Annotated in this window: 24 protein-coding genes; 22 read left to right on the top strand and 2 right to left on the bottom strand. The window is 56.5% G+C overall.

Annotated elements, in window-relative coordinates; all coding sequences use genetic code 11:
• Positions 1-159 precede the first annotated feature (159 nt).
• The 12 genes from rbfA (at position 160) to maiA (ending at position 10902) form a co-directional block, all read left to right on the top strand.
• Positions 160-549: a 30S ribosome-binding factor RbfA gene (rbfA, locus tag KHU29_RS11155; protein ID WP_211452875.1), complete on the top strand. Its 390-nt coding sequence runs from the start codon at positions 160-162 to the stop codon at positions 547-549.
• 96 nt (positions 550-645) lie between these two features.
• Entirely contained in the window at positions 646-1599 is a 954-nt protein-coding gene (gene truB, locus KHU29_RS11160; protein ID WP_211452876.1) for a tRNA pseudouridine(55) synthase TruB, read from the top strand.
• Positions 1600-1861: 262 nt separating this feature from the next.
• On the top strand, positions 1862-3697 hold the full coding sequence (typA, locus tag KHU29_RS11165) for a translational GTPase TypA (RefSeq protein ID WP_211452877.1): 1836 nt from the start codon (positions 1862-1864) through the stop codon (positions 3695-3697).
• Positions 3698-3874: 177 nt separating this feature from the next.
• Complete coding sequence (locus tag KHU29_RS11170) at positions 3875-4102, top strand: AbrB/MazE/SpoVT family DNA-binding domain-containing protein (RefSeq protein ID WP_092436247.1); 228 nt, start codon at positions 3875-3877, stop codon at positions 4100-4102.
• Positions 4099-4488 carry a type II toxin-antitoxin system death-on-curing family toxin gene (locus KHU29_RS11175; RefSeq protein WP_211452878.1) on the top strand — a complete coding sequence of 130 codons (390 nt, stop codon included), beginning with the start codon at positions 4099-4101 and terminating at the stop codon, positions 4486-4488. Before KHU29_RS11170 ends, KHU29_RS11175 begins: the two co-directional genes overlap by 4 nt.
• A gap of 88 nt (positions 4489-4576) precedes the next feature.
• Positions 4577-5587, top strand: a complete 1011-nt coding sequence (dusA, locus tag KHU29_RS11180) for a tRNA dihydrouridine(20/20a) synthase DusA (protein ID WP_211452879.1) — start codon at positions 4577-4579, stop codon at positions 5585-5587.
• 240 nt (positions 5588-5827) lie between these two features.
• Positions 5828-6940: a bifunctional 3,4-dihydroxy-2-butanone-4-phosphate synthase/GTP cyclohydrolase II gene (ribBA, locus tag KHU29_RS11185; RefSeq protein ID WP_211452880.1), complete on the top strand. Its 1113-nt coding sequence runs from the start codon at positions 5828-5830 to the stop codon at positions 6938-6940.
• 119 nt (positions 6941-7059) lie between these two features.
• Entirely contained in the window at positions 7060-7545 is a 486-nt protein-coding gene (gene ribH, locus KHU29_RS11190; RefSeq protein WP_211452881.1) for a 6,7-dimethyl-8-ribityllumazine synthase, read from the top strand.
• Positions 7546-7624: 79 nt separating this feature from the next.
• Complete coding sequence (nusB, locus tag KHU29_RS11195) at positions 7625-8095, top strand: transcription antitermination factor NusB (RefSeq protein ID WP_092416960.1); 471 nt, start codon at positions 7625-7627, stop codon at positions 8093-8095.
• Between the two features lie 125 nt (positions 8096-8220).
• Positions 8221-9414 carry a pyridoxal phosphate-dependent aminotransferase gene (locus KHU29_RS11200; RefSeq protein ID WP_211452882.1) on the top strand — a complete coding sequence of 398 codons (1194 nt, stop codon included), beginning with the start codon at positions 8221-8223 and terminating at the stop codon, positions 9412-9414.
• 89 nt (positions 9415-9503) lie between these two features.
• Complete coding sequence (locus tag KHU29_RS11205) at positions 9504-10199, top strand: fumarylacetoacetate hydrolase family protein (RefSeq protein WP_211452883.1); 696 nt, start codon at positions 9504-9506, stop codon at positions 10197-10199.
• Between the two features lie 40 nt (positions 10200-10239).
• Positions 10240-10902, top strand: a complete 663-nt coding sequence (gene maiA, locus KHU29_RS11210) for a maleylacetoacetate isomerase (RefSeq protein WP_211452884.1) — start codon at positions 10240-10242, stop codon at positions 10900-10902.
• 66 nt (positions 10903-10968) lie between these two features.
• Here maiA and KHU29_RS11215 read toward each other — a convergent pair whose 3' ends face one another.
• Positions 10969-12582, bottom strand: a complete 1614-nt coding sequence (locus tag KHU29_RS11215) for an FMN-binding glutamate synthase family protein (protein WP_211452885.1) — start codon at positions 12580-12582, stop codon at positions 10969-10971.
• A gap of 264 nt (positions 12583-12846) precedes the next feature.
• On the opposite strand from KHU29_RS11215, the gene KHU29_RS11220 reads away from it, so the two are divergent.
• The 5 genes from KHU29_RS11220 (at position 12847) to KHU29_RS11240 (ending at position 17025) form a co-directional block, all read left to right on the top strand.
• A complete protein-coding gene (locus tag KHU29_RS11220; RefSeq protein WP_211452886.1) occupies positions 12847-13059 on the top strand; it encodes a CsbD family protein in 213 nt (70 codons plus the stop codon).
• Positions 13060-13117: 58 nt separating this feature from the next.
• Complete coding sequence (locus KHU29_RS11225) at positions 13118-13678, top strand: hypothetical protein (protein WP_211452887.1); 561 nt, start codon at positions 13118-13120, stop codon at positions 13676-13678.
• A 120-nt stretch (positions 13679-13798) separates the two neighbouring features.
• A complete protein-coding gene (locus tag KHU29_RS11230) occupies positions 13799-14431 on the top strand; it encodes a response regulator (RefSeq protein ID WP_211452888.1) in 633 nt (210 codons plus the stop codon).
• 28 nt (positions 14432-14459) lie between these two features.
• On the top strand, positions 14460-14888 hold the full coding sequence (locus KHU29_RS11235) for a response regulator (RefSeq protein ID WP_211452889.1): 429 nt from the start codon (positions 14460-14462) through the stop codon (positions 14886-14888).
• 25 nt (positions 14889-14913) lie between these two features.
• A complete protein-coding gene (locus KHU29_RS11240; protein ID WP_246541852.1) occupies positions 14914-17025 on the top strand; it encodes a PAS domain-containing sensor histidine kinase in 2112 nt (703 codons plus the stop codon).
• Positions 17026-17064: 39 nt separating this feature from the next.
• On the opposite strand, the gene KHU29_RS11245 is transcribed toward KHU29_RS11240, so the two are convergent.
• The gene (locus KHU29_RS11245; protein WP_092416952.1) at positions 17065-17514 is read right to left on the bottom strand and encodes a universal stress protein; all 450 of its coding nucleotides are present in this window, start codon (positions 17512-17514) and stop codon (positions 17065-17067) included.
• A 366-nt stretch (positions 17515-17880) separates the two neighbouring features.
• On the opposite strand from KHU29_RS11245, the gene KHU29_RS11250 reads away from it, so the two are divergent.
• The 5 genes from KHU29_RS11250 to KHU29_RS11270 all read left to right on the top strand — a co-directional run bounded on the left by KHU29_RS11250 (position 17881) and on the right by KHU29_RS11270 (position 22389).
• Positions 17881-19179, top strand: coding sequence for an NAD(P)/FAD-dependent oxidoreductase (locus tag KHU29_RS11250; protein WP_211452890.1), 1299 nt, complete (start codon positions 17881-17883; stop codon positions 19177-19179).
• A 158-nt stretch (positions 19180-19337) separates the two neighbouring features.
• Positions 19338-19766, top strand: coding sequence for a glycine zipper domain-containing protein (locus tag KHU29_RS11255; RefSeq protein ID WP_211452891.1), 429 nt, complete (start codon positions 19338-19340; stop codon positions 19764-19766).
• 167 nt (positions 19767-19933) lie between these two features.
• Entirely contained in the window at positions 19934-20137 is a 204-nt protein-coding gene (locus KHU29_RS11260) for a hypothetical protein (RefSeq protein ID WP_211452892.1), read from the top strand.
• 190 nt (positions 20138-20327) lie between these two features.
• Positions 20328-21077, top strand: a complete 750-nt coding sequence (locus KHU29_RS11265) for a c-type cytochrome (protein ID WP_211452893.1) — start codon at positions 20328-20330, stop codon at positions 21075-21077.
• A 16-nt stretch (positions 21078-21093) separates the two neighbouring features.
• Positions 21094-22389: a c-type cytochrome gene (locus tag KHU29_RS11270; RefSeq protein WP_211452894.1), complete on the top strand. Its 1296-nt coding sequence runs from the start codon at positions 21094-21096 to the stop codon at positions 22387-22389.
• Positions 22390-22405: the final 16 nt, after the last annotated feature.

Below are 22405 nucleotides of genomic sequence, written 5' to 3' on the forward strand. Positions count from 1 at the left end.
TTTTCGTTTTATGACCTTGCCTGAAATGGATTCCCGCCGCGTCTCGGCGACCCCGCCTCGGCGGCCCCGCCTCGGCGGCCCCGTCATTCCCGCGTACGCGGGAATCCATTTTAGGCAGCAAATTGGATCCCCGCGTGCGCGGGGATGACGGAAAAAAGTATGGCTAAACATAGTAAATCCATCCCTGGCCGCGGTCTGCGGGTTGCAGACCAGATCCAGAAGGACTTGTCCGAGATCATCGTATTCGAGTTGAAAGACCCGCGGGTCGGCATGATTACGATTACCGAAGTGCAAGTGACGCCGGACTACGCCCATGCCAAGGTGTTTTTCACAATGCTGAACGACGACCTCGAAGCCATTGCGAATACCGTCAAGGGCCTGGCTCAGGCTGCCGGTTTCTTGCGCAATCAGCTTGGCCGCCGTTTGTCTATCCACACGTTGCCTGCCCTGCATTTCATTCATGACAATTCGACCGCCCGTGGCGTCGAGATGTCGCGTTTGATCGATCTGGCCAACGCGACACGTTCTAAAGACGACGGCCAGGAATAAACGATAAGTTTGCCCATCGGTCACAGTCACAAATTTGATGCGGCCTGGCACGGCAAGCCGTTTCCGCTTCTTTTCACCTTATCCGCATTTGCTACCATGGCATCACGCCCACCCAAAAGAATCCGTGTCCCGCTCAATGGTGTTTTGCTGTTGGATAAACCTGTCGGTTTTTCCAGCAATGACGCACTGATCAAGGCAAAAGGCTTGTTGAACGCGCAAAAGGCCGGCCACACAGGCACGCTCGATCCGTTTGCCACCGGCGTGCTGCCACTGTGCTTTGGCGAAGCCACCAAGTTTGCCCAGGATTTGCTGGATGCCGACAAGACTTACGAAACCTTGATCCATCTGGGAGTGAGTACTGCCACCGGCGATACCGAAGGCGAAGTCCTGGAGCGCAAGGACGTCAATGTCAGCCGCGAACAGATCGATGCAGTGCTGGCGCAGTTCCGTGGCCCGATCAAGCAAGTGCCGCCGATGTACTCGGCGCTCAAGCGCGACGGCAAGCCGCTGTATGAATACGCCCGTGCCGGCATCACGCTGGAGCGCGAAGCGCGCGATGTGACCATTCACACACTGGAATTCCTGGCCTATGAGGCGCCTTTCCTGCGTTTGCGGGTAGCCTGCAGCAAAGGCACCTACATCCGCGTACTGGGTGAGGACATCGGTGCGGCGCTGGGTTGCGGCGCGCATTTGCAAGAGCTGCGGCGGATCCAGGTGGGCCATCTGACGCTGGACGGCTGCGTCACGCTGGAACAATTGACTGCCACCGAACCGGCCGAACGCAGCGCCTTGCTGGCGCCGGTCGACAGCTTGCTCCTCACGTTTCCTGAAGTGTTGTTATCCGAACCACTGGCAAAGCGGTTTTTGCAGGGCCAGCGCCTGACTCTGACGAAGGAAGGCGTGGCGTTGCCGGCAGAGGCCGGACGGGTGCGGGTTTATCTGCAGCCTGCCGATGTTATATCCGCTCAGCAACTGCTTGGTACCGCGCAATTGCATGAGTACGGCGTTCTGGCTCCCGAACGTCTGATTGCCACCGCGCAGGCCGCATAAAATATCTTTTAGATAATATTTGTGCTGCTATTGAGACAGCAACTCTTTGAAACTACACGGCTTTTCATAAAGTAGTGCAGCGCGTCATGCTATAATACGCGGCCTCCCAAATTCCGCTACATCTGCCGCGCTTCAGTGCAGTGTCTTAGCGAGCATTTTTGGCCGCATATGTAGTGATAAATATTCTCGCAATTCAAGCAATAAATATTCTGCGCAATCGTTACCTGCGCACTTACTAAGTTCTCCAATCTCCAAACTGACCATGTCAAACACACCTCGCGCCATCCGCAACATTGCCATCATTGCCCACGTTGACCACGGCAAGACCACACTGGTTGACCAATTGCTGCGTCAATCCGGCACCTTCCGTGACAACCAGCACGTCGATGCACGCGTGATGGATTCGAACGATATCGAAAAAGAACGTGGCATCACGATTCTGTCGAAGAACTGCGCAGTCGAATACAAAGGCACGCACATCAACATCGTTGATACCCCAGGCCATGCCGACTTCGGTGGCGAGGTAGAGCGCGTATTGTCGATGGTTGACAGCGTTTTGCTGTTGGTCGATGCGCAAGAAGGCCCGATGCCGCAAACGCGTTTCGTGACACGTAAGGCATTGGCGCTGGGCTTGAAGCCTATCGTTGTCGTCAACAAGATCGACCGCGAAAATGCAGATCCGCAAAAGGCTGTGAACGCGACTTTCGAATTGTTCGACAAGCTCGGTGCAACCGATGAGCAACTGGATTTCCCGATCATTTACGCATCGGGTTTCAAAGGCTACGCAGGTCTGGAAGACACCGTCCGCGACGGCAACATGGAACCTTTGTTCGACGCTATCCTGAAGCACGTTCCAGCGCGTGAAGATGATCCTAACGGCCCGCTGCAACTGCAAATCACTTCGCTGGAATACTCGTCCTACGTCGGCAAGATCGGCGTTGGCCGTATTCTGCGCGGCAAGATCAAAGCCTTGCAAGACGTGGTCTGGATGAACGGCCCGGACGACAAGCCGACCAAGGCCCGTATCAACCAGGTACTGACTTTCCGTGGCCTCGACCGCGTTCTGACAGACGAAGCGCTGGCCGGCGACATCGTGCTGATCAACGGTATTGAAGAAATCAGCATCGGCTCCACCATCTGCGCACCGGACACACCGGAAGGCCTGCCGATGTTGAAGGTCGATGAACCGACACTGACCATGAACTTCATGGTCAACAACTCGCCGCTGGCTGGCCGCGAAGGCAAGTTCGTCACCACTCGTCAGATCAAGGACCGTCTGGACCGCGAGCTGAAAGCCAACATGGCATTGCGCGTGGTACAGGCTGAAGGCGACGACTCGACATACGAAGTGTCGGGCCGTGGTGAATTGCACCTGACCATCCTGATCGAAAACATGCGTCGCGAAGGCTACGAGCTGGCCGTTTCGCGTCCACGCGTAGTGTTCAAGATGGTTGATGGCGTGCGTCAAGAGCCGTACGAAAACCTGACTGTCGACGTCGAAGAAACCAACCAGGGCGGCGTCATGGAAGAACTCGGCCGTCGCCGCGGCGACCTGCAAAACATGGAACCGGACGGCAAGGGACGTGTGCGTCTCGAGTACCGCATTCCAGCACGCGGCCTGATCGGCTTCCAGGGCGAATTCATGACCCTGACCCGTGGCACCGGCCTGATGAGCCACGTGTTCGATGAATACGCACCGGTCGACGTCTCCAAGGGTGAACTCGGCGGCCGTCGCAACGGCGTGCTGATTTCGCAGGACGACGGCGCAGCTGTTGCCTACGCTATCTGGAAACTGCAAGATCGCGGCCGTATGTTCGTCAGCCACAATGACCCGGTCTACGAAGGCATGATCATCGGTATTCACTCGCGTGACAACGATCTGGTCGTCAACCCGATCAAGGGCAAGCAATTGACCAACGTCCGTTCGTCGGGTACCGACGAAGCGGTGCGCCTGGTGCCGCCAATCGAAATGTCGCTGGAATATGCTGTGGAATTCATCGACGACGACGAACTGGTTGAAGTTACACCGAAGAGCATTCGCCTGCGTAAGCGTTACCTGAAGGAACACGAGCGTAAAAAGGCTTCGCGCGACGCGTAAGCAGTTTTACGGTCCGGACTAGTTGTTCCGGACACAGAAAACCCGTCGATTAGTGAGTTGGAAAGAACTCATGGATCGATGGGTTTTTTATTTTGGAGGGGCGCTAACAACTTGACGAGGAGCTTGGGAGTGGTTTTATCTTGATATATAATGTTTGTTATATATGAGGAGTCTTGCATGCTTACATTTAAAGTAACCACCGTCGGTTCGTCAGAAGGTTTCATCCTGAATAAGGAGGCGAAAGCCAGGCTGAATGTTCAGAAGGGCGATACGCTCTATTTGACTGAGGCTCCTGACGGCGCATACAGGATCACCCCCTATAATCCTGACTTTCAGCGGCAAATGGCATTGGCTGAGCAGATCATGCACGATGACCGCGAAGTTTTACGCGCGTTGGCTAAATGACTTTATGGCGTTGGATTGGTCGTGATCTGGCTTATGCGGTCCACGAAAGTCAATTAGCGACGCATGGCGGATTGGATGGGATACGTGATTTAAATTACATAGAATCTGCATTGGCTAGGCCAGAGCAGTTGGATGGCTACGGCAACCCAAAACCGGATGCAGCGGATCTCGCCGCCGCCTATGCTTACAGCCTGGCAAGGAATCACGGTTCTAGTGATGGGAACAAACGTACGGCTTGGGTTATTGCACGTGTTTTCCTTGCCGACAATGGCTTCAACCTGCAATTTTCAACCATTGATGCGATTCGTACCATGGAAGCAGTCGCTGGTGGCTCGCTTACAGAGCAGGAGTTGGCAGAGTGGTTCCGCCAACGGATCATCGGTTAGCCCGCGTCAACGGCAAAATATCCGGAAATCAAGCAAAATAACGCATGAATTGCATCGCGATATGCGTGTGAAATCAGCATAAAACCTAATGAAATCAGCGAATTACAGTAAACGGCGCTTGTCCGTGGCACCCATGATGGACTGGACCGATCGCCATTGCCGCGTATTCCACCGTCAAATCACCCGCCACACCTGGCTTTACACCGAAATGGTGACAACCGGCGCTTTGTTGCACGGGGATGTGCCGCGTCATCTGGATTTCAACGATGTAGAGCATCCGGTCGCGCTGCAACTTGGCGGCAGCGAGCCGGCCGACCTGGCCAAAAGCGCAAAGCTGGGCCAGGAGTGGGGTTACGATGAGATCAACCTGAATTGCGGTTGCCCGTCGGAGCGAGTGCAGAAGGGTGCTTTTGGCGCTTGCCTGATGGCGGAGTCGACGCTGGTTGCTGATTGTGTCAAGGCGATGCGCGATGCGGTGTCGATTGACGTTACCGTCAAGCATCGGATCGGGATCGACAAGACTGAATCCTATGAGTTTGTCCGCGATTTTGTCGGCACAGTGGCTGAGGCCGGCTGCCAGACATTCATCGTGCACGCGCGCAACGCGATCCTGAAAGGGCTGAGCCCTAAGGAGAACCGTGAAATCCCGCCGCTGAAATATGAGTATGCCTACCGGCTGGCGAATGATTTTCCGGAGTTGGAAATCATCATCAACGGCGCCATCAAGACCACCGACGAAATCGATTTCCACCTGCAATATGTCGACGGCGTGATGCTGGGGCGCGAGGCGTATCACAATCCCTACCTGATGGCCGATTTCGACTCCCGTTATTTTGGCGACGCCGACGCCACGCCGAAGACCCGCGCCGAAGTGATCGACGCCATGTTGCCTTATATCCGTCAGCAACTGGCCCTGCATGGTCACGATGGCAAAGGCCTGCGCCTCAATAGCATTACCCGTCACATGCTGGGTTTGATGGCCGGTGTGCCGGGCGCCAAATCGTTCCGGCAGGCGCTGTCGGATTCGAAAAAGCTGGCGCTGGGCGATCCTTTGTTGTTGGTTAATGCGTTGGCAAACATGCAACCATTGGCGGCTTGATTCGACCGGCATCGTTGCTGTATTGCCTGACCGAGGCGAAACTACCGCAAACTGGTGTCCGTAAAACATTTTCAGTCTGCTAAATCCTTTAAAATAGTCGCCTCTGGCTAATATTAATCATATATGGGTAGCGACGCCGCATCTCGCTAGCCACAATTCAATTTTTTAACGTATTCATTGCAAAGCCGGTCGCAGGTAGCCCTAAGGTGGCTTCCGGACCGGTTATCTTCAAGGCGAAACATGTCAATTGCAACAACAGAAGAAATCATTGCCGAGCTCCGTGCCGGGCGCATGGTAATTTTGGTAGATGAAGAAGATCGTGAAAACGAAGGCGACCTGGTGCTCGCCGCCGATTTTGTGACGCCCGAGGCGATCAACTTCATGGTCAAGTATGCCCGCGGCCTGGTATGCCTGACCTTGACCGAAGAACGCTGCGACCAGCTCAACCTGAGCATGATGACCAGCCGTAACGGCACCGCCTACGGCACCAATTTCACGGTCTCGATCGAAGCCGCCGAAGGCGTCACGACAGGAATCTCCGCAGCTGACCGCGCCCGCACCATCCAGGTTGCGGTGGCAGCAAATGCCAAGGCTGGCGACATCGTGCAGCCGGGCCATATTTTCCCGATCAAGGCGCGCAAGGGCGGCGTGTTGATGCGCGCCGGCCATACCGAAGCCGGTTGCGATTTGACTGAAATGGCAGGCTTGACGCCGGCTGCCGTGATTTGCGAAATCCTCAAGGAAGACGGCACCATGGCGCGCCTGCCTGACTTGCTGGAATTTTCCAAGGAACACGGCTTGAAGGTCGGCACCATTGCCGATCTGATCCACTATCGCGGCCAGCACGAGAGCATCGTCGAACGGCTCGCAGAACGCACCACGCACACTGCGCAGGGCACGTTCAAGACCATCGCCTATCGCGATACACCGAGTGGCGGCGCCCATCTGGCCTTGCTGCATGGTGAACCTTCGCCGGACGTGGAAACGCTGGTGCGGGTGCATCAGCCGGTCTCGATCCTGGATTTGCTGGAAACCCAGGCCACCAACCATTCCTGGAATATGGCGTCGGCCTTGGCGGCGATTGCGGCTTCGCCTTGCGGCGTGGTGGTGTTGCTCAATTGCGAAGAGTCGGCAGACCAGATATTCGCCAAGTTTGCGGCGTTGGAGGCGGCTTGCAGCGGTGTCAAACCGCCACCGCCGCGGGTCGATTTACGGACCTATGGCATCGGCGCGCAGATTCTGAAAGACCTCGGCGTCGGCAAAATGAAATTGCTGGCCAGCCCGCGCAAGATGCCGTCGATGACGGGTTATGACCTTGAAGTTACCGGGTACCAGAACAAGCCGAATGCTTGATGGGGCGGTTGTCTTTGCGTTTGTACGTTTGTACTTGCATTAGCAGCGGCAGCAGCATGCAGTAAATTATTTTGTAAACCAATTAGTAGAAAGCGCCCAGTGCGCATAAGAGGAAAGCCATGACAGTCGGAATTTACGAAACCAATCTGGATGGTGCAGATTTGCGCATCGGTATCGTGCAAGCCCGCTTCAATGAAGATGTATGCCACGGGTTGATCTCGGCCTGCTTGGCAGAGCTGAAGCATCTGGGCGTGGCGGATGAAGACATCCTGCATGTCACCGTGCCGGGCGCGCTGGAAATCCCGCTGGCGTTGCAGAAGTTGGCAGAGACCATGCAGTTTGACGCGCTGATTGCGATCGGCGCCGTGATTCGCGGCGAGACTTACCACTTCGAGCTGGTCTCGAATGAGTCCGGCGCAGGTATCACGCGCGTCGGGCTGGATTCCGGTATTCCGATTGCGAATGCCGTATTGACCACCGAGAACGACGAGCAAGCCGAAGCCCGGATGGAAGAGAAGGGCACCGATGCCGCGCGGGTAGCGGTGGAGATGGCCAATCTGTCTATCGCGCTGGAAGAACTGGCGGAAGCCACTAGCGAAGAATAAGATTTTTGCGGCAGCCAAGGCATCTCTGATGCCTTGCCGCGCATTGTTGTGTTTGAACGAATTACGAGCTGGAAAAACTATGACTAATAAAACTTTGCACGCCAATCCGAGCAAGAGCCGCACGCCACGTCACCGCGCGCGCGAATTCGCGTTGCAGGGCCTGTATCAATGGCTGTTGAACAACGAAGACGTGACTGCCATCAGCGAAAACATCCGCCAGGCGCACGGCTTCGACAAGGCCGATGCCGAGCATTTCAACTCGCTGCTGTACGGTGCGATCAAGGATGTGACGACACTGCGCGCCGGCCTGGAGCCATTGATCGATCGCAAGATCAGCGAGTTGTCGCCGGTGGAACACGCGGCCCTGCTGATCGGCGCTTTCGAGTTGCAGAATCACGTTGAGATTCCTTACCGTGTCGTCATCAACGAAGCGGTGGAACTGACCAAATCGTTCGGTGGTATCGATGGCCACAAATACGTGAATGGCGTGCTGGACAAATTTGCCGCCAAGGCACGGGCGACCGAAATCGGCGCCGGCAAGAAATCCTGAGTTGACAATCAATGTAGACGGGGCAGCGGACGGTGCGGTTACCTCGTGCATCGATGCCGCTCCCGTGTTTCAGGTGAGGCACGATTCGGGCAACCGGTAACGCCTCGCCATTCGGAAAAGTGTTCATGACATTCTCGCATCTGGCTTCACGTCTCGACAACATCGCGCCGTTTCATGTGATGGAGTTGGCAAAAATGGCCGCGGCACTGGAACAGCAAGGCCGCCATATCATCCACATGGGTATCGGCGAGCCCGATTTCACTGCAGCGCCGCTGGTGATTGAAGCTGCCGCCAGGGCCATGGCCGACGGCAAGATGCAATACACTTCGGCTACCGGTTTGCCGGCGCTGCGGGCGGCGATCTCAGCCCATTATCGCCAGGCATTCGACCTGGATATTGCCCCTGAACGGATTATCGTCACCGCTGGCGCCTCGGCTGCTTTGCTGCTGGCTTGCGCTGCATTGGTGGAAAAGGGCAGCGAAGTGCTGATGCCGGATCCATCCTACCCATGCAATCGTCACTTCGTCGCTGCGTTCGACGGCCAGGCGAAAATGATTGCCAGCGGCCCGGACCAGCGTTTTCAGCTATCCGATGAGATGGTGCGCCAGCACTGGAGCGAACATACGCGTGGCGTGCTGCTGGCGTCGCCGTCCAACCCCACCGGCACCTCGATCCTGCACAGTGAACTGGCCAAGATCCTTGCCACCGTGCGCGGCAAAGGCGGTTTTTCCATTGTCGATGAAATTTATCAAGGCCTGACTTACGACGGCGAGCCGTTTTCGGCGCTGTCGCTGGCTGACGACATTATCGTCATCAACAGTTTCTCCAAATATTTCAATATGACCGGCTGGCGTCTGGGCTGGATGGTGGTGCCGGAAACATTGGTGGCGCCGATTGAAAAACTTGCGCAGAATTTGTTCATCTGCCCTTCGGCGATCGCGCAACATGCAGCGCTGGCCTGTTTTGAGCCTGACTCGCTGGCACTGTACGAGGCGCGCAAGAGCGAATTCAAGCGGCGCCGCGATTATCTGGTGCCGGCCTTGGTCGAACTGGGTTTCAAAGTGCCAGTGATGCCGGACGGCGCATTCTATGTGTATGCCGATTGCAGCGCGCTACTCAACGGCGTCAAGGAGGGCGGCGACGCTGATACGCTGGTCAAGGATGTGTTGAATCAGGTCGGCGTCAGCATGGTTTCGGGCCTGGATTTCGGCCCGTACACGGCGCAGCACTATATTCGCCTGTCGTATGCAACGTCGATGGAAAACTTGCAAGAAGCGGTGCGTCGCCTTGGACAGTTTCTTGGCAAGAATGGTGCTTAACTATTCCATTGTTCTATTGTTAGGTTAGCTGCCCGGGTTTCAGCAGTATTCCCGGCAGTATTTTCGGCGGTATTGAAAAAGGAGCTTCCATGCAATTCGTTTTCCCCCCTAAGCCAGTAGCGGCGGTCCCCGTCGCAGGCAGCGATCAATTGTTTCCGGTACATCGGATTTATTGCGTCGGGCGTAATTACGCCGAGCATGCCAAGGAAATGGGCAGCAGTGGCCGTGAAGCGCCGTTTTTCTTCATGAAGCCGGCCGATGCTGTGCTGCCGGTTGCGCACGGCACCATAGGCGAGATGCCTTACCCGTCCATGACACAGGATCTGCATCATGAGATCGAGTTGGTGGTGGCGCTGTCTACCGGCGGCAAGAATATTCCTGCAGCGGAAGCCATCCAGCATATCTGGGGTTATGCCGTCGGGCTCGACATGACCCGCCGCGATTTGCAGGGCGAGGCCAAGAAACTCGGCCGGCCATGGTGTACCGGCAAGGGTTTCGATTATTCCGCCCCGATTTCTCATCTGCATCCTGCCGGCGCCAGCGGCGTGATCGATCAAGGTGATATCCATTTGAATGTGAATGGCACATTGCGCCAGCAAGGCGATATCAGCCAGATGATCTGGAACATCGCCGAGACCATAGAACAGTTGTCCGCCTATTTTGAATTGCAGGCCGGCGATCTGATTTTTACCGGCACCCCGGCTGGTGTTGCTGCAGTGGGCAAAGGCGATCTGCTGGAAGGATCGATAGCGGGCGTTGGCGATTTGCAGGTACGCCTGGTTTGATGTCTGAGTTGACACCTAAGTCGAGATTCGAGAAACACTGATGAAACTGTATAGCTATTTCCGAAGTTCCGCTTCCTATCGGGTACGGATTGCCTTGAACCTGAAAGGCATGCCCTACGATATCGTGCCGGTCCACTTGCTGAAGCACGGCGGCGAGCAATTGAGCCAGATGTACCGGACATTGAATAGCGATGGCCTGGTGCCGACCTTGGTCGACGACGATGCCGCCGGTGGCCAGGTTGCGCTGACGCAGTCATTGGCGATTCTGGAGTATCTGGAAGAAGTCCAGCCTGCGCCTGCCTTGCTGCCATCGACAGCGCTGGATCGCGCTTTTGTACGCAGCATCGGCCTGTCGATTGCCTGCGACATCCATCCGGTAAATAATCTGCGCGTGTTGCGTTATCTGGTGCACGAACTGAAGGTAGATGAGAATGCCAAGAATGCCTGGTATCGTCATTGGTGCGAAAGCGGTTTGGCGGCGCTGGAGGTAACGTTGGCCAGGGACAGCCGGCCAGGCAAGTTTTGTTTCGGCGATACGCCGACGCTGGCCGATTGCTGCCTGGTGCCGCAGATTTTCAATGCGCAGCGCCTGAAATGCGATTTGTCTGCGATGCCGACCTTGATGGGCATTTACCAGAACTGCCAGGAGCTGGATGCCTTTGTCAAGGCAGCGCCGCAAAATCAACCGGATGCCGAGGCCTGAAACCAAGCCGGTGCATAGAAAAAAGCCAGGGGTCGCGAGAGCCCTGGCTTTTGTTTTTTTGCTTTATCAGGCGCCCGTTTTGATCGGCGCGGCAGGATGAAAACTTTCTGCGCGCGAGATCGGCCAGTATTTCTCAAATACCGGAAAGCGGTATTTCTGGTTCAGCAAATCCCCCACTTGCAGATAAGGCAGCAAATCAGACATCAGTTTCACTTCATGGTCCGAAGTGCGGCGCACGATGTGATGCGCCCGTAGCGCAGAGGCGTGCGGCAAACCGGCAGCTTGCACCAGTTCCTGCAACGCGTGCAGGGTGCTTTCATGAAAGCGATATACACGCTCGGCCTTGTCAGGCACCACCAATGCCTTTTGGCGGCCGATATCCTGAGTGGCGACGCCGGTTGGACAACGGTCGGTATGACAGCTTTGCGACTGGATGCAGCCCAGCGAAAACATGAAGCCGCGCGCCGAATTGCACCAGTCGGCGCCAATCGCCAGTGTGCGAGCGAGGTCGAATGCGGTAATCACTTTACCGCTGGCGCCGATCTTGATGCGGTCGCGCAGTCCGGCGCCGAGCAAGGTGTTATGCACCAGCAGCAAGCCTTCCTGCAAAGGCATGCCGACGTGATCGACAAACTCCAGCGGCGCGGCGCCGGTGCCACCTTCCGAGCCATCCACCACAATGAAGTCAGGCAGGATGCCGGTTTGCAGCATGGCCTTTACAATCCCGAAAAATTCCCAGGGATGGCCGACGCAAAGTTTGAACCCGACCGGTTTGTCGCCCGACAGCGTACGTAGTTTCTGGATGAATTCCAGCAAGCCGACAGGACTTGAGAACGACGAATGGGTGGCCGGCGAGATGCAATCGACACCCATCGGCACGCCGCGCGTTGCCGATATTTCCGGCGTGATCTTGGCGGCAGGCAGTACGCCGCCGTGGCCCGGTTTGGCGCCTTGCGAAAGTTTGACGGTGATCATCTTGACTTGCGGCGAAGTGGCTTGCTCAACGAATTTTTCTTCGTTGAAACTGCCGTCGCCGTTGCGGCAGCCGAAGTAGCCGGAGGCGATTTGCCACAACAGGTCGCCGCCGAATTCGCGATGATAAGGAGAGATCGAGCCTTCGCCGGTATCGTGCGCGAAGCCGCCTTTCCTGGCGCCGTGATTGAGTGCTCGAATCGCGTTGGCCGACAGCGCGCCGAAGCTCATCGCAGAAACATTGAAGACAGACATCGAATACGGCTGCGCGCGTTCGGCGCCGACCGTCACGCGGAAGTCGTGGCTGGCGAGGACGGTCGGCGCCAGCGAATGGCCGACCCACTCGTAGCCGCGCAGCTTGACATCGAGCTCGGTGCCGAATGGCCGGCTGTCGACATCGCCTTTGGCGCGTTGGTACACCAGGCTGCGTTCCTTGCGGGTGAACGGCGCGCCGTCATTGTCGCTCTCGAAAAAATACTGCCGCATCTCGGGACGGATCATTTCAAACAGAAAACGGAAATGCCCCATCAGCGGGTAGTTGCGCAGGATCGCGTGGCTGCGCTGGTTCATGTCCCAGATACCCAGTACGGTCAGCAAGCCGGGGATCACCGCCCACCACCATCCCATTTTGCCAGCCGCGGCGCCGACGGCCAGCAGCAAAGTCAGCAATAGCACTGCCCAAAAACTTAGATAACGACTGGCTCTCATGATTTCCTTCCTTGTAAGACGGGTGATTGCGGATGCGATGGCGATTCTGTGTGGAAAACCGCATTTGACAGTAGCAAGCTGACAATTTTACACATGGAAGGCGCGCTCCGTACGACTGGCGCTTCCGCTTGTCCTACAAACCTATCCGTTCCTGTCCTATAGCACCATATAGCCATGCCTGGTTAGTATGGCTTCACTGGCCGCCACGTTGTTGTTGACGAAGGCAGGCCAGGCATTTATCCGACAACCATCAAGGAGTGCGCAATGAACTGGGACACTATCCAAGGAAACTGGAAGCAATTCAAGGGCAATGTGAAGGAACAATGGGGCAAGCTGACTGACGACCAGCTGGATCAGATCGCAGGCAAGCGCGATCAGCTGATAGGTAGAATTCAAGAATCCTACGGTATCAGCAAGGACGATGCTGAAAAACAGATCCGTACGTTTGAAGAGCGCCACAAAAACCATCGATTCTGAATCCTGTGGCGCGACGCGATTGCGCCATAACGTTTCTGTATCGAACAAAGGATATTGAATGATTATCAAAAAAGCCCAAAGAACGATCGCCGCCATGTTGATCGGTGTCGCCGGCTTTAGCGGCGCATCGCTGGCGCTGGCGGCAGACAATGCTAAAGCCACCTATAAGGCGGCAGAAGATGCCGCAGACGCCAGCTACAAAGCTGACAAGACGAAATGCGACGACTTCAGCGGCAATGCCAAGGATGTCTGCCTCAAGCAAGCCAAGGCTACGCGTGAACACAGCAAGCAGGACGCCATGGCTGAGTATAAGGGTACGCCTGAAGCATTGGCTAGTGCGCGTAAATCCGAAGCAGATGCCGACTACGCGGTAGCAAGGGAAAAATGCAATGGCCTGGCGGGTAACGGCAAGGATGTCTGCATCACGCAAGCAAAAGCTGCGCAAACCGATGCCACAGCCAACGCCAACACGCAGCGAGACGTCTCCAAGGCACGCGCCAGTTCCAGGGAAGAACGTGCCGAAGCCCGATACAAGGTGGCGCTTGCCCAGTGCGATGCGCTGGCTGGCGCCGCGAAAGACGAGTGTGTCAACGCCGCCAAAATTGAGCTTAATAAATAATTACTGCATATGTTTACATTGAAGGCAGTCAGTCGCACACTGGATGTCACACGCTGAAGATTGGCCTGGGCCAGGCCATCGCAGCGCCGGATAATCTATTTGATTGCGACGGTTGGGCAAATGACGAAAATTTTGGTGGTTGACGATCATGCGGTAGTACGCGCCGGCGTCCAGTTCTTCATAGCCGACATCCCGGAAATGGAGATCGCCGGTGAAGCGGCTAATGCGCAGGAAGCGATCAGGCTGATCCGCTCCAATGAATATGACATCGTGTTGCTTGATATCGCGATGCCGGACAAGAGTGGAGTGGAAGTTCTGAAGCAGATCAAGCGCGAGAAACCGGCGCTGCCGGTACTCATGCTGAGCATGCATCCGGAGAGTCGCTACGCGGTGCAGGTGCTGCGCAGCGGAGCCGACGGCTATGTGCAAAAAGAGGCGCTGGCGACAGAACTGGTGAAGGCTATCGAGACTATATTGCAAGGTCACAAATACATCAGTTATGCGGTTGCAGAGCTATTGACTGCCGATCCTGCCAGTACTGAAAACGGAGCGTTGCATGAATCCTTGTCTGCGCGCGAGTACGAAATTTTTTACAAGCTGAGCCAGGGCGAAGGCGTAACCCAGATTGCCAAGGAGCTTTGCCTGAGCGTAAAGACCATCAGCACTTATCGTACCCGTGTGCTGCAAAAGATGAGCATGACGAGCAATGCCGATATCATTTATTACGCGATCAAGAATAATCTGATCGATTAGATATGTTGAGAGCCAGTCGTCACCCAATATGAGCCATACAACAACCCCTGATGCAACCAGTGCCAGCGTTGCGCCTTTGCGGATTTTCCTGGTGGAAGATTCGGTGGCTGTACGGGATTTGATGATTGATACCTTGAAGGAAATTCCCGGCGTGATACTTGCCGGGTTTGCTGACGAGGAAGCCGAGGCATTGAAAAAGATCGATGCGGAGTCTTTTGATGTCTTGATTCTGGATATTGAACTCAGGCAGGGCAATGGCATGAACCTGTTGCGGACCTTGGCGGAGTCGCACAAGCCGCTCAATTCGCTGAAAATCATTTTCAGCAATAATGTCAGCAATGCTTTTCGACGCGCCGGAGAGAAGTACGGCGTGCGTTTTTTCTTCGATAAGAGTTCAGAGTTTACCAAGCTGCGCGATTTGCTCACAGCCTTGGGAACGGGACTGCCTGATCATTGATCGACACGATTTACCTGGAGGCGATTTGATAGAAGATGGTGATCAGGCGAAACTCGGCAATCCGCATTATCAGGATCTGCTGAAGGCGCGCGCGCTGGAGAGCCTGGCTGCGACTCAAACCTATGTGTCGCGCGCTACCATCGCCGCAGTAGCCGTGAGCGTGTTGTTGATGTTGATTTCTGCGTTGGTGCTGATTGCCGCTGTTTTCCCGGTGACCTTGCCAAATTCGCTGTCATTTCCGCTGCCGGTTTCGTTGCAGTTTCCTACTTTGCAGTTGCCCTTCTGGGGCACTAACACTGCTGCCGGTTTTCTGCTGGCGACATGCAGCCTGTTACTGCAGTGCCTGGTAGTCGGGCCCAAAAAAGCGATTAAATTCCTCGCGCAGATACTGGCCGTTTTACTCTTGATGCTCGCCATCGCAGCACTGTTGCATGAGGTGCTGGGCAGCGCCGGCTGGCTCGATGTTCTCCTTACCGCGCTGGCGCCGCATCCGGGCCAGCGCTATCCGGATGGCTTGCATCCGATGGCCGCGATCGGGTTTGTTTTCTGCGGGCTGGCTCTGCTCCTGCTGGATCATCGCACCCGGCATGACCGTCACGTGGCTGAATATCTCGCAATTTCCCTCATTTTCTTAAGTGCCATCCCGTTGCTGGGCTATCTGTATAACGTCGCCGCAATGACCAAGATGGTTTATGCGACCAGCATTCCCTGGCTGGCGGCAGTCGCGTTTTTCCTGTTCGGCATGGCGTTGCTGATGTCGCGTCCGCGTCAGCGCCTGATGGCGATCATTACCCGACATGCGCCGGGCGGGCAGATGTTGCGCCGTTCCGTGCCGCAGATGCTGATCTTGCTGGTTGCCCTGCATTGGCTGGCAGATTGGGGCGCGCGCCAGGGTTTCTATGACCGCACCTCGGTGCCGCCCTTACTAACCCTGATCGACAGCGTGCTGGTGTTGTTCATTTTCTGGCGCGCCGCCGGCCAGGTCGATCGTGAGTACGGCGCACGTGTGCAAAGCGCGGCGGAGCTGGCGGAAGCTACCGCGTTGCTGATCGCAGTCAGCGACAATACCAACGATCCGATCTTCGTGAAAGATCGCCAAGGGCGCCTGATGTTCGCTAATCCGGCCTATTTGCGCCGGCTCGGGCTGGAATGGCAAGACGCCAGATACCGCCGCAGCACTGAACTGTTTCAGCGGCAGGAAGATGCCGAGCGGATCGACCAGGACGATGCCCGCATCATGAACGGCAAGGTGTCGGAGACGTTGGAGCAAACGGTGCAAACGCCAAACGACATGGTGACTTTCCAGACCACCAAGGCGCCATGGTTCGATCAGCAAGGGCGGGTCATGGGCGTGGTCGGCATCGCCACCGATATCAGTGAACGCAAGCGTGCCGAGGATTCGCTCAGGCAGCGCGAGTCGGAGCTGGAGCGCACCATCGCGCAGCGCACCGCATTACTGCGCGAGCTGGCCAACCATATGGAAACCATACGAGAAGAAGAGAAGCGGGCGATTGCGCGCGAGCTGCACGACAATATGGGCGCGGCACTGACTGCGCTGAGCATGCATCTGGCAGGAGTCTACAAAGTCTTGCCGGATAACGAACAATGGCAGAATCGCCAGACCCAGATGCAAACACTGCTTAGTTCGCTGGTGGCGACCACACGCCGGATTCAAACGGAATTGCGGCCTAACATGCTTGATCTGTTTGGATTGAAAGCGGCAATCCTGGAACAGCTGGAAGATTTCGGCCAGCGCACCGGGATCGTTTGCAAGTCCAGCCTGCCCGACGAAGACATTGCGATCGACCATAATGTCGACATCGCTGTATATCGCATGCTGCAGGAAATTTTGAACAATGTCTCCAAGCACGCTCAGGCTAGCCAGGTTGACGTGATTCTCGATATTGACGAGGACAGGCTGGCGCTGACGGTGCGCGACAATGGCGTCGGCATGTCGCAGGAAAGATTTGAAAACACTGCCACCCATGGTTTGCGTGGCTTGCATGAGAGAGCGACTTACCTGGGCGGGAATGTCCGCTTTAACGCCGCAGAGGGCAAGGGCACCACGGTAGTGATCGAACTGCCGGTGCTGGGGCAAACACCGGCATCGGCACCGGCAGATCAACCCGGCACATAGGCAGCCGGCATTGCGCAGGCTGCCTTGTTGGCGCAGGGTTCAAGCGGGCCAAGGCACGCAGGGGTCGGTTGCCACCAGCACGCTGCAAGGCACTTTCTCAACCAGCAAGGTATCGACCGAACCACGCCACCAGCGCGTCGCCAATGGCCTCTTGCGTGAATGGCCGACAATCACCAGGTCAATCCCAAGTTTGCCGACCAGATCGCTGATCACGTTGACAGGTTCGCCGCTTTCAAAGTGATCGATGGGCTTGAGCCCGGCGTCGCTGAGCAATTTGTGGCCTTTGATCAGTTCTTGTTCCAGCAAGGTTTTTTCAGCCCGGATGGCAGATTCGGCGACGAATTCACCTGCCATCAGATAGGTGGCAAGATTGATCACTCCCAGCAAATGGATCTCGACTTCGGGAGCCGGCGCCAGCTGGATGCACGAATATAAGGCAGAACGGCTTTCGGGCGTGCCATTGTAGGCGACGAGAATTTTCCGATACATATACCCTCCTGAAGATTATTTTTTTTATGTTTGCAATGGCCTCCGCTTTCATCATAGCGCAGACTGAGGCCGTGAACCAGCGGCCATTCCGGTATTTGCAAGGCGGGTTTTCCCTAAGGATTTTGCATGGTGAAGACGCGTTTCGCGGCATGCAGTCCAGGCTGTTTTCCCGCGCCTGCAGCCTTGCTCGAATACTGCAAATTGGCGTCGCCTGATCAAAAATCGCTGAAACTACGGCACTATTGCGCTAAGCGGCACTATAAAAGTAGACTTGCCAGGCGCTTAGCTGGTTTTGTATCTGCGGAAACCCTGCGTTTCCAAGCCCGATTAGTCAATATTGGTCAATAAAATTTGAAGGATAGATGGATGTCAGATGAAATCGTGATTGTAGGCGGTGGCGCCGGTGGCCTGGAGCTGGCTTGCAAGCTCGGCCGCAAATTGGGGAGCGGCCACGTCACGCTGGTCGACCGGGCGCTGTATCACATCTGGAAGCCGTCCTTGCACGAAGTCGCAGCGGGTACGCGCGATATTCATCAGGAAGGTCTGTCTTACCAAATGTTGGCTCACGACAACAAATTTCGTTTTGTCTACGGCGCCATGAGCGCTCTCGACCGTGGCAACAATACGATCACGGTGGATGCGGTGCTCGACGAATCGGCGGACGAACTGATCCCGTCACGGCAAATCGCGTTCAGCAAACTGGTGATCGCGGTCGGCAGCGTCTCCAATTATTTCGGCATCAGCGGCGCCGAGGAAAATACGATTTCGCTGAACACCACCGAAGACGCCGAACAATTCCGGCTGCGCCTGTTGAAAATGCTGTCGGCAGCGGATTTGAAGAAAGAAAAGAATCCGGATGCCGGAGTCGACATCGTGATTGTCGGCGGCGGCGCTACCGGCGTTGAGCTGGCGGCAGAGCTGCGCGATGCCAGCAGCGTGTACACCGATTACGATTTTCCGCATCTGAATCCGAACCGCGACGTACGAATCACCATACTGGAAGGCGCGCCGCGGCTGCTGGCGCCGCTGACTGAGCGGGTCTCGAAAGCCGCTACCAAGCTCCTGCAGGAGCGTGAGGTGAGGGTGGTTACCGATTGCCGTGTCGCCAGCATCGCAGAGAATTTTGTCACTGACGCCAACGGCAACAACTATGTCTCCGACCTGTGCGTGTGGTCGGCCGGCATCAAGGCGCCCGATTTCCTCAACACCTTGGGATTGCCGGTGACAAAATCAGGCCAGCTGGAAGTCGACGGTTTCCTGAAGGTCGCCGGCAGCGACAATATCTATGCGCTGGGCGATTGCGCGGCATGCATCGGCCCCGATGGAAAAATGGTGCCGCCGCGCGCGCAGGCGGCGCATCAGCAGGCGGATTACCTGCTGGAGATGTTCGTCCGCGCCAACAAGGGCCAGCCGGCAATGGATGCCCCCTATGTCTATACGGACCACGGTTCGCTGGTGTCGTTCGGCAGGAATACGTCGGTTGGCACCTTGATGGGCTCGCTGACCAAGCTCGGCTGGTTTGTCGACGGGTTCTTTGCCCGCATGATGTACGCCAGCTTGCACCTGATGCATTTGAATGCCTTGCTGGGACCGGTTCGTACCGGCGTTACGGCTGCCGCCAGCAGCCTGATGAAGCACGCCAAGCCGTCAGTCAAGCTGCATTGACAGGGCTGGCATCGATACATGTAAGTATGTTGTGCAAATGTAAAAGTGTGTATCGCTTGCATGGTTTTTCCGGAAGCTGGTCTATAGTTCAAATCAACAGCCGTGATCCCGCAATTTTTTGCCCGGCTGTGACTATACGACCCTTAAAGGAGTCAACCATGCTGTACAAAAAATGGATTTGCGTTGCGCTGCTGGCCAGCACAACCGCTGCAATTTCAACCTCTGCCATGGCTTACGACGATGGCGCCAATACTGCCATCGGCGCGGTAGCCGGCGCTGTCATCGGCGGCGCGGTGGGTGGCCGTAACGGCGCGATCGTCGGCGGCGTGCTTGGTGCTGCAGTGGGCGCGACTTCCGGCGGCTATCGCCAGGATGATCGCGGTTACTATGACGGCGGACAAGATTACTATGCGCAGCCTGCACCGGTATATTACCGGCCAGCGCCGGTCTACTATCGCCCGGCCCCGGTGTACTACCAGCCGCAGCCTGAGTATTACCGTCCAGCTTATTACCGTCCAGCTCCGGTTTATGTGGAAAGCAGCGAATATTATCGCCAGCCGTATCGAGGCGATTACTACGAGCGCTAATTCTCCAGTAAGCTGATCCACCAGTAAATTAACTATCATTGAAACGCCGGCCCGGATGAGAATCCGGATCGGCGTTTTTTCGTTGCCATGGATTCTTTGCTATGCGCCAGACGGTGAACGTTCTATATTGAAAATATAAAACAAGCCTGGCAACCAAGGAGACTGCGATGGGTAAAGCTAAAGATGTTTCGACGGACAGCAATACCGACAAGAAAAAGAAGATACAACCCTTGAGTCCGGCCGAGCGATGGACCGGGCACGCGCTGGACGGCAGCCAGCAGCTGGATATCGTCGAAGAGCAGATATACGTGAATGAACCGGGAACCACGATCGACCAACCTCTGGTGCCGCCGCAAAAGCCGCCAAAATAAGATTCCCCGGTTGTCCAGCCGCGCCTGTGGCCTGGGACAATTTGTCCAGCCCGAACAGCTGTTGCGGGAGGGCATTAACCGTACTTGCTAGTTTATAATCGTAACCTGGATGCCCTCCCTGAAAATGCAGCAACGAATGCAGCAACGAATGCAGCAAAAGCGCAGCAACATAACAACAAGGCAGGAAATCATGTCGATTCTTTCGGTAAGACCGGCCACCGGCCGTGCGGGCCATCTTAGTTCGAAGTTCCTGTTTTTCCTGGCCGCGACATTGCTGGCGACGGTTGCCCATGCGGCAGAGGTCGACGCCGGCACGGTTCCCGATACTATCAAGCAGCGCCTCACTGCATGTACCGCCTGCCATGGCGAGCAAGGGCGTGCTACCAACGATGGCTATTACCCGCGCATTGCCGGCAAACCGGCTGGCTACCTCTACAATCAGCTGCATAATTTTCGCGAAGGACGCCGTCGGTATCCGATGATGACCTATCTGGTCGATCACCTGTCAGACGCCTATCTGCAGGAAATCGCCCGGTATTTTGCGGACCAGCATCCGCCTTACCCGGCGCCGCAACCGTTCGATCAGTCGAGCGCAACCCGCGAGCGCGGTGAAATCCTGGTCAACAAGGGTGATCCCGGCAAGAAAATTCCAGCCTGTATCGCCTGCCATGGCAGCGCCATGACCGGCGTCATGCCGGCGACCCCGGGTTTGCTCGGCCTGCCGCGTGATTACCTGGTCGGGCAGATCGGCGCATGGAAAAACGGCGCACGGCACGCCAAGGCGCCCGATTGCATGGCGCAGGTTGTGCAGCGCTTGAGCGCAGAAGATATCGGCGCTGTGTCGGCATGGCTGGCTGCGCAACCGGTCCCTGCCGACGCCGTCGCAGTTGCTCCAACCTCGGTCAAATTGCCGCTTGTTTGCGGCAGTGTCCCCAACTGATGAAGCGGAGCCAAGAATGAAACGGATATTCATGTGGGCAGCCGGCGCTCTTGTGTTGCTGATCGCGGTGGTAGCCGGGGTAGTGGCAATGCTCAACGTCGACGATCGGAGCGAGCAGCCGCCGGCGGCTTCCACTGCGCCGGCAACGGCCGAACAGATCGCGCACGGCGCCTATCTGGTGCGTACCGGGGATTGCATGGCGTGCCATACAGCGCGCGGCGGCAAGGAACTGGCGGGAGGACGCGCGATACAGACGCCGTTCGGCGCCGTCTATTCGCCGAATGTCACGCCGGACAAGGAAACCGGCATCGGCACCTGGTCGGCCGATGATTTCTGGCGCGCGCTGCATAACGGTAAATCGAAAGACGGCAGCTTGCTGTACCCGGCTTTCCCGTACACGAACTACACCAAGGTCACGCGTGCCGATGCCGATGCGATGTTTGCCTATTTGCAGAGCGTGCCGCCGGTACAGCAAAAGAATCTGGAACACGGTTTGCGTTTTCCCTATAACAACCGGTTCCTGCTCTATGGCTGGCGCGCCCTGTATTTCCGGCCTGGCGTGTATAAAGCCGAGACTCAGCAATCGGTCGAGTGGAATCGTGGCGCTTACCTGGTGCAGGGGCTGGGTCATTGCAGCGCTTGCCACACCACCCGCAATGCACTCGGCGGCAGCGATCTGAAAGCGGAGCTGGGAGGGGGCTTTATTCCTGTGGTGAACTGGTACGCGCCGTCGCTGACATCGGATGAAGAAATCGGTCTTGGCGACTGGGATATCCAGCACATCAGTGCATTGCTGAAAGACGGCATCTCACCACGCGGCACAGTGTTGGGGCCGATGGCCGAGGTGGTGGGCGCCAGCTTGCAGCATCTGAGCGATGCGGATGTCCGCGCGATGGCGGTTTACCTGAAATCGTTGCCGCGCCAGAAGGAAGCGCCGGCAGAAAAAGAGCGCGCCAGTCCTGATCAGGTGGCAAGCGCGCTGGATCTGGGCCAGAAGATCTACAAGAACCATTGCGCGGATTGCCACCAGGCTTCCGGCAAAGGTGTATGGCCGGCTTATCCGCCGCTGGCAAGCAATCACGCGATCACCATGTCGGCGCCGGTAAATGCGATCAGGGTGGTGTTGAACGGCGGCTTTGCACCGAGTACGGCTGCCAATCCGCGCCCTTACGGCATGCCGCCATACGGTCCGACGCTGACCGATAGCGAAGTGGCTGCGGTGGTCTCGTATATCCGCAACAGCTGGGGTAACAAGGCGCCGATTGTGAGTGCATCGGAAGTTAGCCGCTATCGCTCGGTACCGTTGGATTAACTATAAAAAAACGATG

The organism is Collimonas antrihumi, from assembly GCF_018304965.1.
GTDB lineage: Bacteria > Pseudomonadota > Gammaproteobacteria > Burkholderiales > Burkholderiaceae_D > Collimonas > Collimonas antrihumi.

Bases quoted from the DNA above. Each gene is read 5' to 3' on its own strand.
- maiA (WP_211452884.1), top strand. From the start codon at position 10,240: ATGAAACTGTATAGCTATTTCCGAAGTTCCGCTTCCTATCGGGTACGG.
- KHU29_RS11265 (WP_211452893.1), top strand. From the start codon at position 20,328: ATGTCGATTCTTTCGGTAAGACCGGCCACCGGCCGTGCGGGCCATCTT.
- KHU29_RS11215 (WP_211452885.1), bottom strand. From the start codon at position 12,582: ATGAGAGCCAGTCGTTATCTAAGTTTTTGGGCAGTGCTATTGCTGACT.
- KHU29_RS11225 (WP_211452887.1), top strand. From the start codon at position 13,118: ATGATTATCAAAAAAGCCCAAAGAACGATCGCCGCCATGTTGATCGGT.
- KHU29_RS11235 (WP_211452889.1), top strand. From the start codon at position 14,460: ATGAGCCATACAACAACCCCTGATGCAACCAGTGCCAGCGTTGCGCCT.
- typA (WP_211452877.1), top strand. From the start codon at position 1,862: ATGTCAAACACACCTCGCGCCATCCGCAACATTGCCATCATTGCCCAC.
- nusB (WP_092416960.1), top strand. From the start codon at position 7,625: ATGACTAATAAAACTTTGCACGCCAATCCGAGCAAGAGCCGCACGCCA.
- KHU29_RS11255 (WP_211452891.1), top strand. From the start codon at position 19,338: ATGCTGTACAAAAAATGGATTTGCGTTGCGCTGCTGGCCAGCACAACC.
- rbfA (WP_211452875.1), top strand. From the start codon at position 160: ATGGCTAAACATAGTAAATCCATCCCTGGCCGCGGTCTGCGGGTTGCA.
- KHU29_RS11260 (WP_211452892.1), top strand. From the start codon at position 19,934: ATGGGTAAAGCTAAAGATGTTTCGACGGACAGCAATACCGACAAGAAA.
- KHU29_RS11245 (WP_092416952.1), bottom strand. From the start codon at position 17,514: ATGTATCGGAAAATTCTCGTCGCCTACAATGGCACGCCCGAAAGCCGT.
- ribH (WP_211452881.1), top strand. From the start codon at position 7,060: ATGACAGTCGGAATTTACGAAACCAATCTGGATGGTGCAGATTTGCGC.
- dusA (WP_211452879.1), top strand. From the start codon at position 4,577: ATGAAATCAGCGAATTACAGTAAACGGCGCTTGTCCGTGGCACCCATG.
- KHU29_RS11200 (WP_211452882.1), top strand. From the start codon at position 8,221: ATGACATTCTCGCATCTGGCTTCACGTCTCGACAACATCGCGCCGTTT.
- KHU29_RS11230 (WP_211452888.1), top strand. From the start codon at position 13,799: ATGACGAAAATTTTGGTGGTTGACGATCATGCGGTAGTACGCGCCGGC.
- KHU29_RS11220 (WP_211452886.1), top strand. From the start codon at position 12,847: ATGAACTGGGACACTATCCAAGGAAACTGGAAGCAATTCAAGGGCAAT.
- KHU29_RS11270 (WP_211452894.1), top strand. From the start codon at position 21,094: ATGAAACGGATATTCATGTGGGCAGCCGGCGCTCTTGTGTTGCTGATC.
- ribBA (WP_211452880.1), top strand. From the start codon at position 5,828: ATGTCAATTGCAACAACAGAAGAAATCATTGCCGAGCTCCGTGCCGGG.
- KHU29_RS11250 (WP_211452890.1), top strand. From the start codon at position 17,881: ATGTCAGATGAAATCGTGATTGTAGGCGGTGGCGCCGGTGGCCTGGAG.
- KHU29_RS11170 (WP_092436247.1), top strand. From the start codon at position 3,875: ATGCTTACATTTAAAGTAACCACCGTCGGTTCGTCAGAAGGTTTCATC.
- truB (WP_211452876.1), top strand. From the start codon at position 646: ATGGCATCACGCCCACCCAAAAGAATCCGTGTCCCGCTCAATGGTGTT.
- KHU29_RS11205 (WP_211452883.1), top strand. From the start codon at position 9,504: ATGCAATTCGTTTTCCCCCCTAAGCCAGTAGCGGCGGTCCCCGTCGCA.
- KHU29_RS11175 (WP_211452878.1), top strand. From the start codon at position 4,099: ATGACTTTATGGCGTTGGATTGGTCGTGATCTGGCTTATGCGGTCCAC.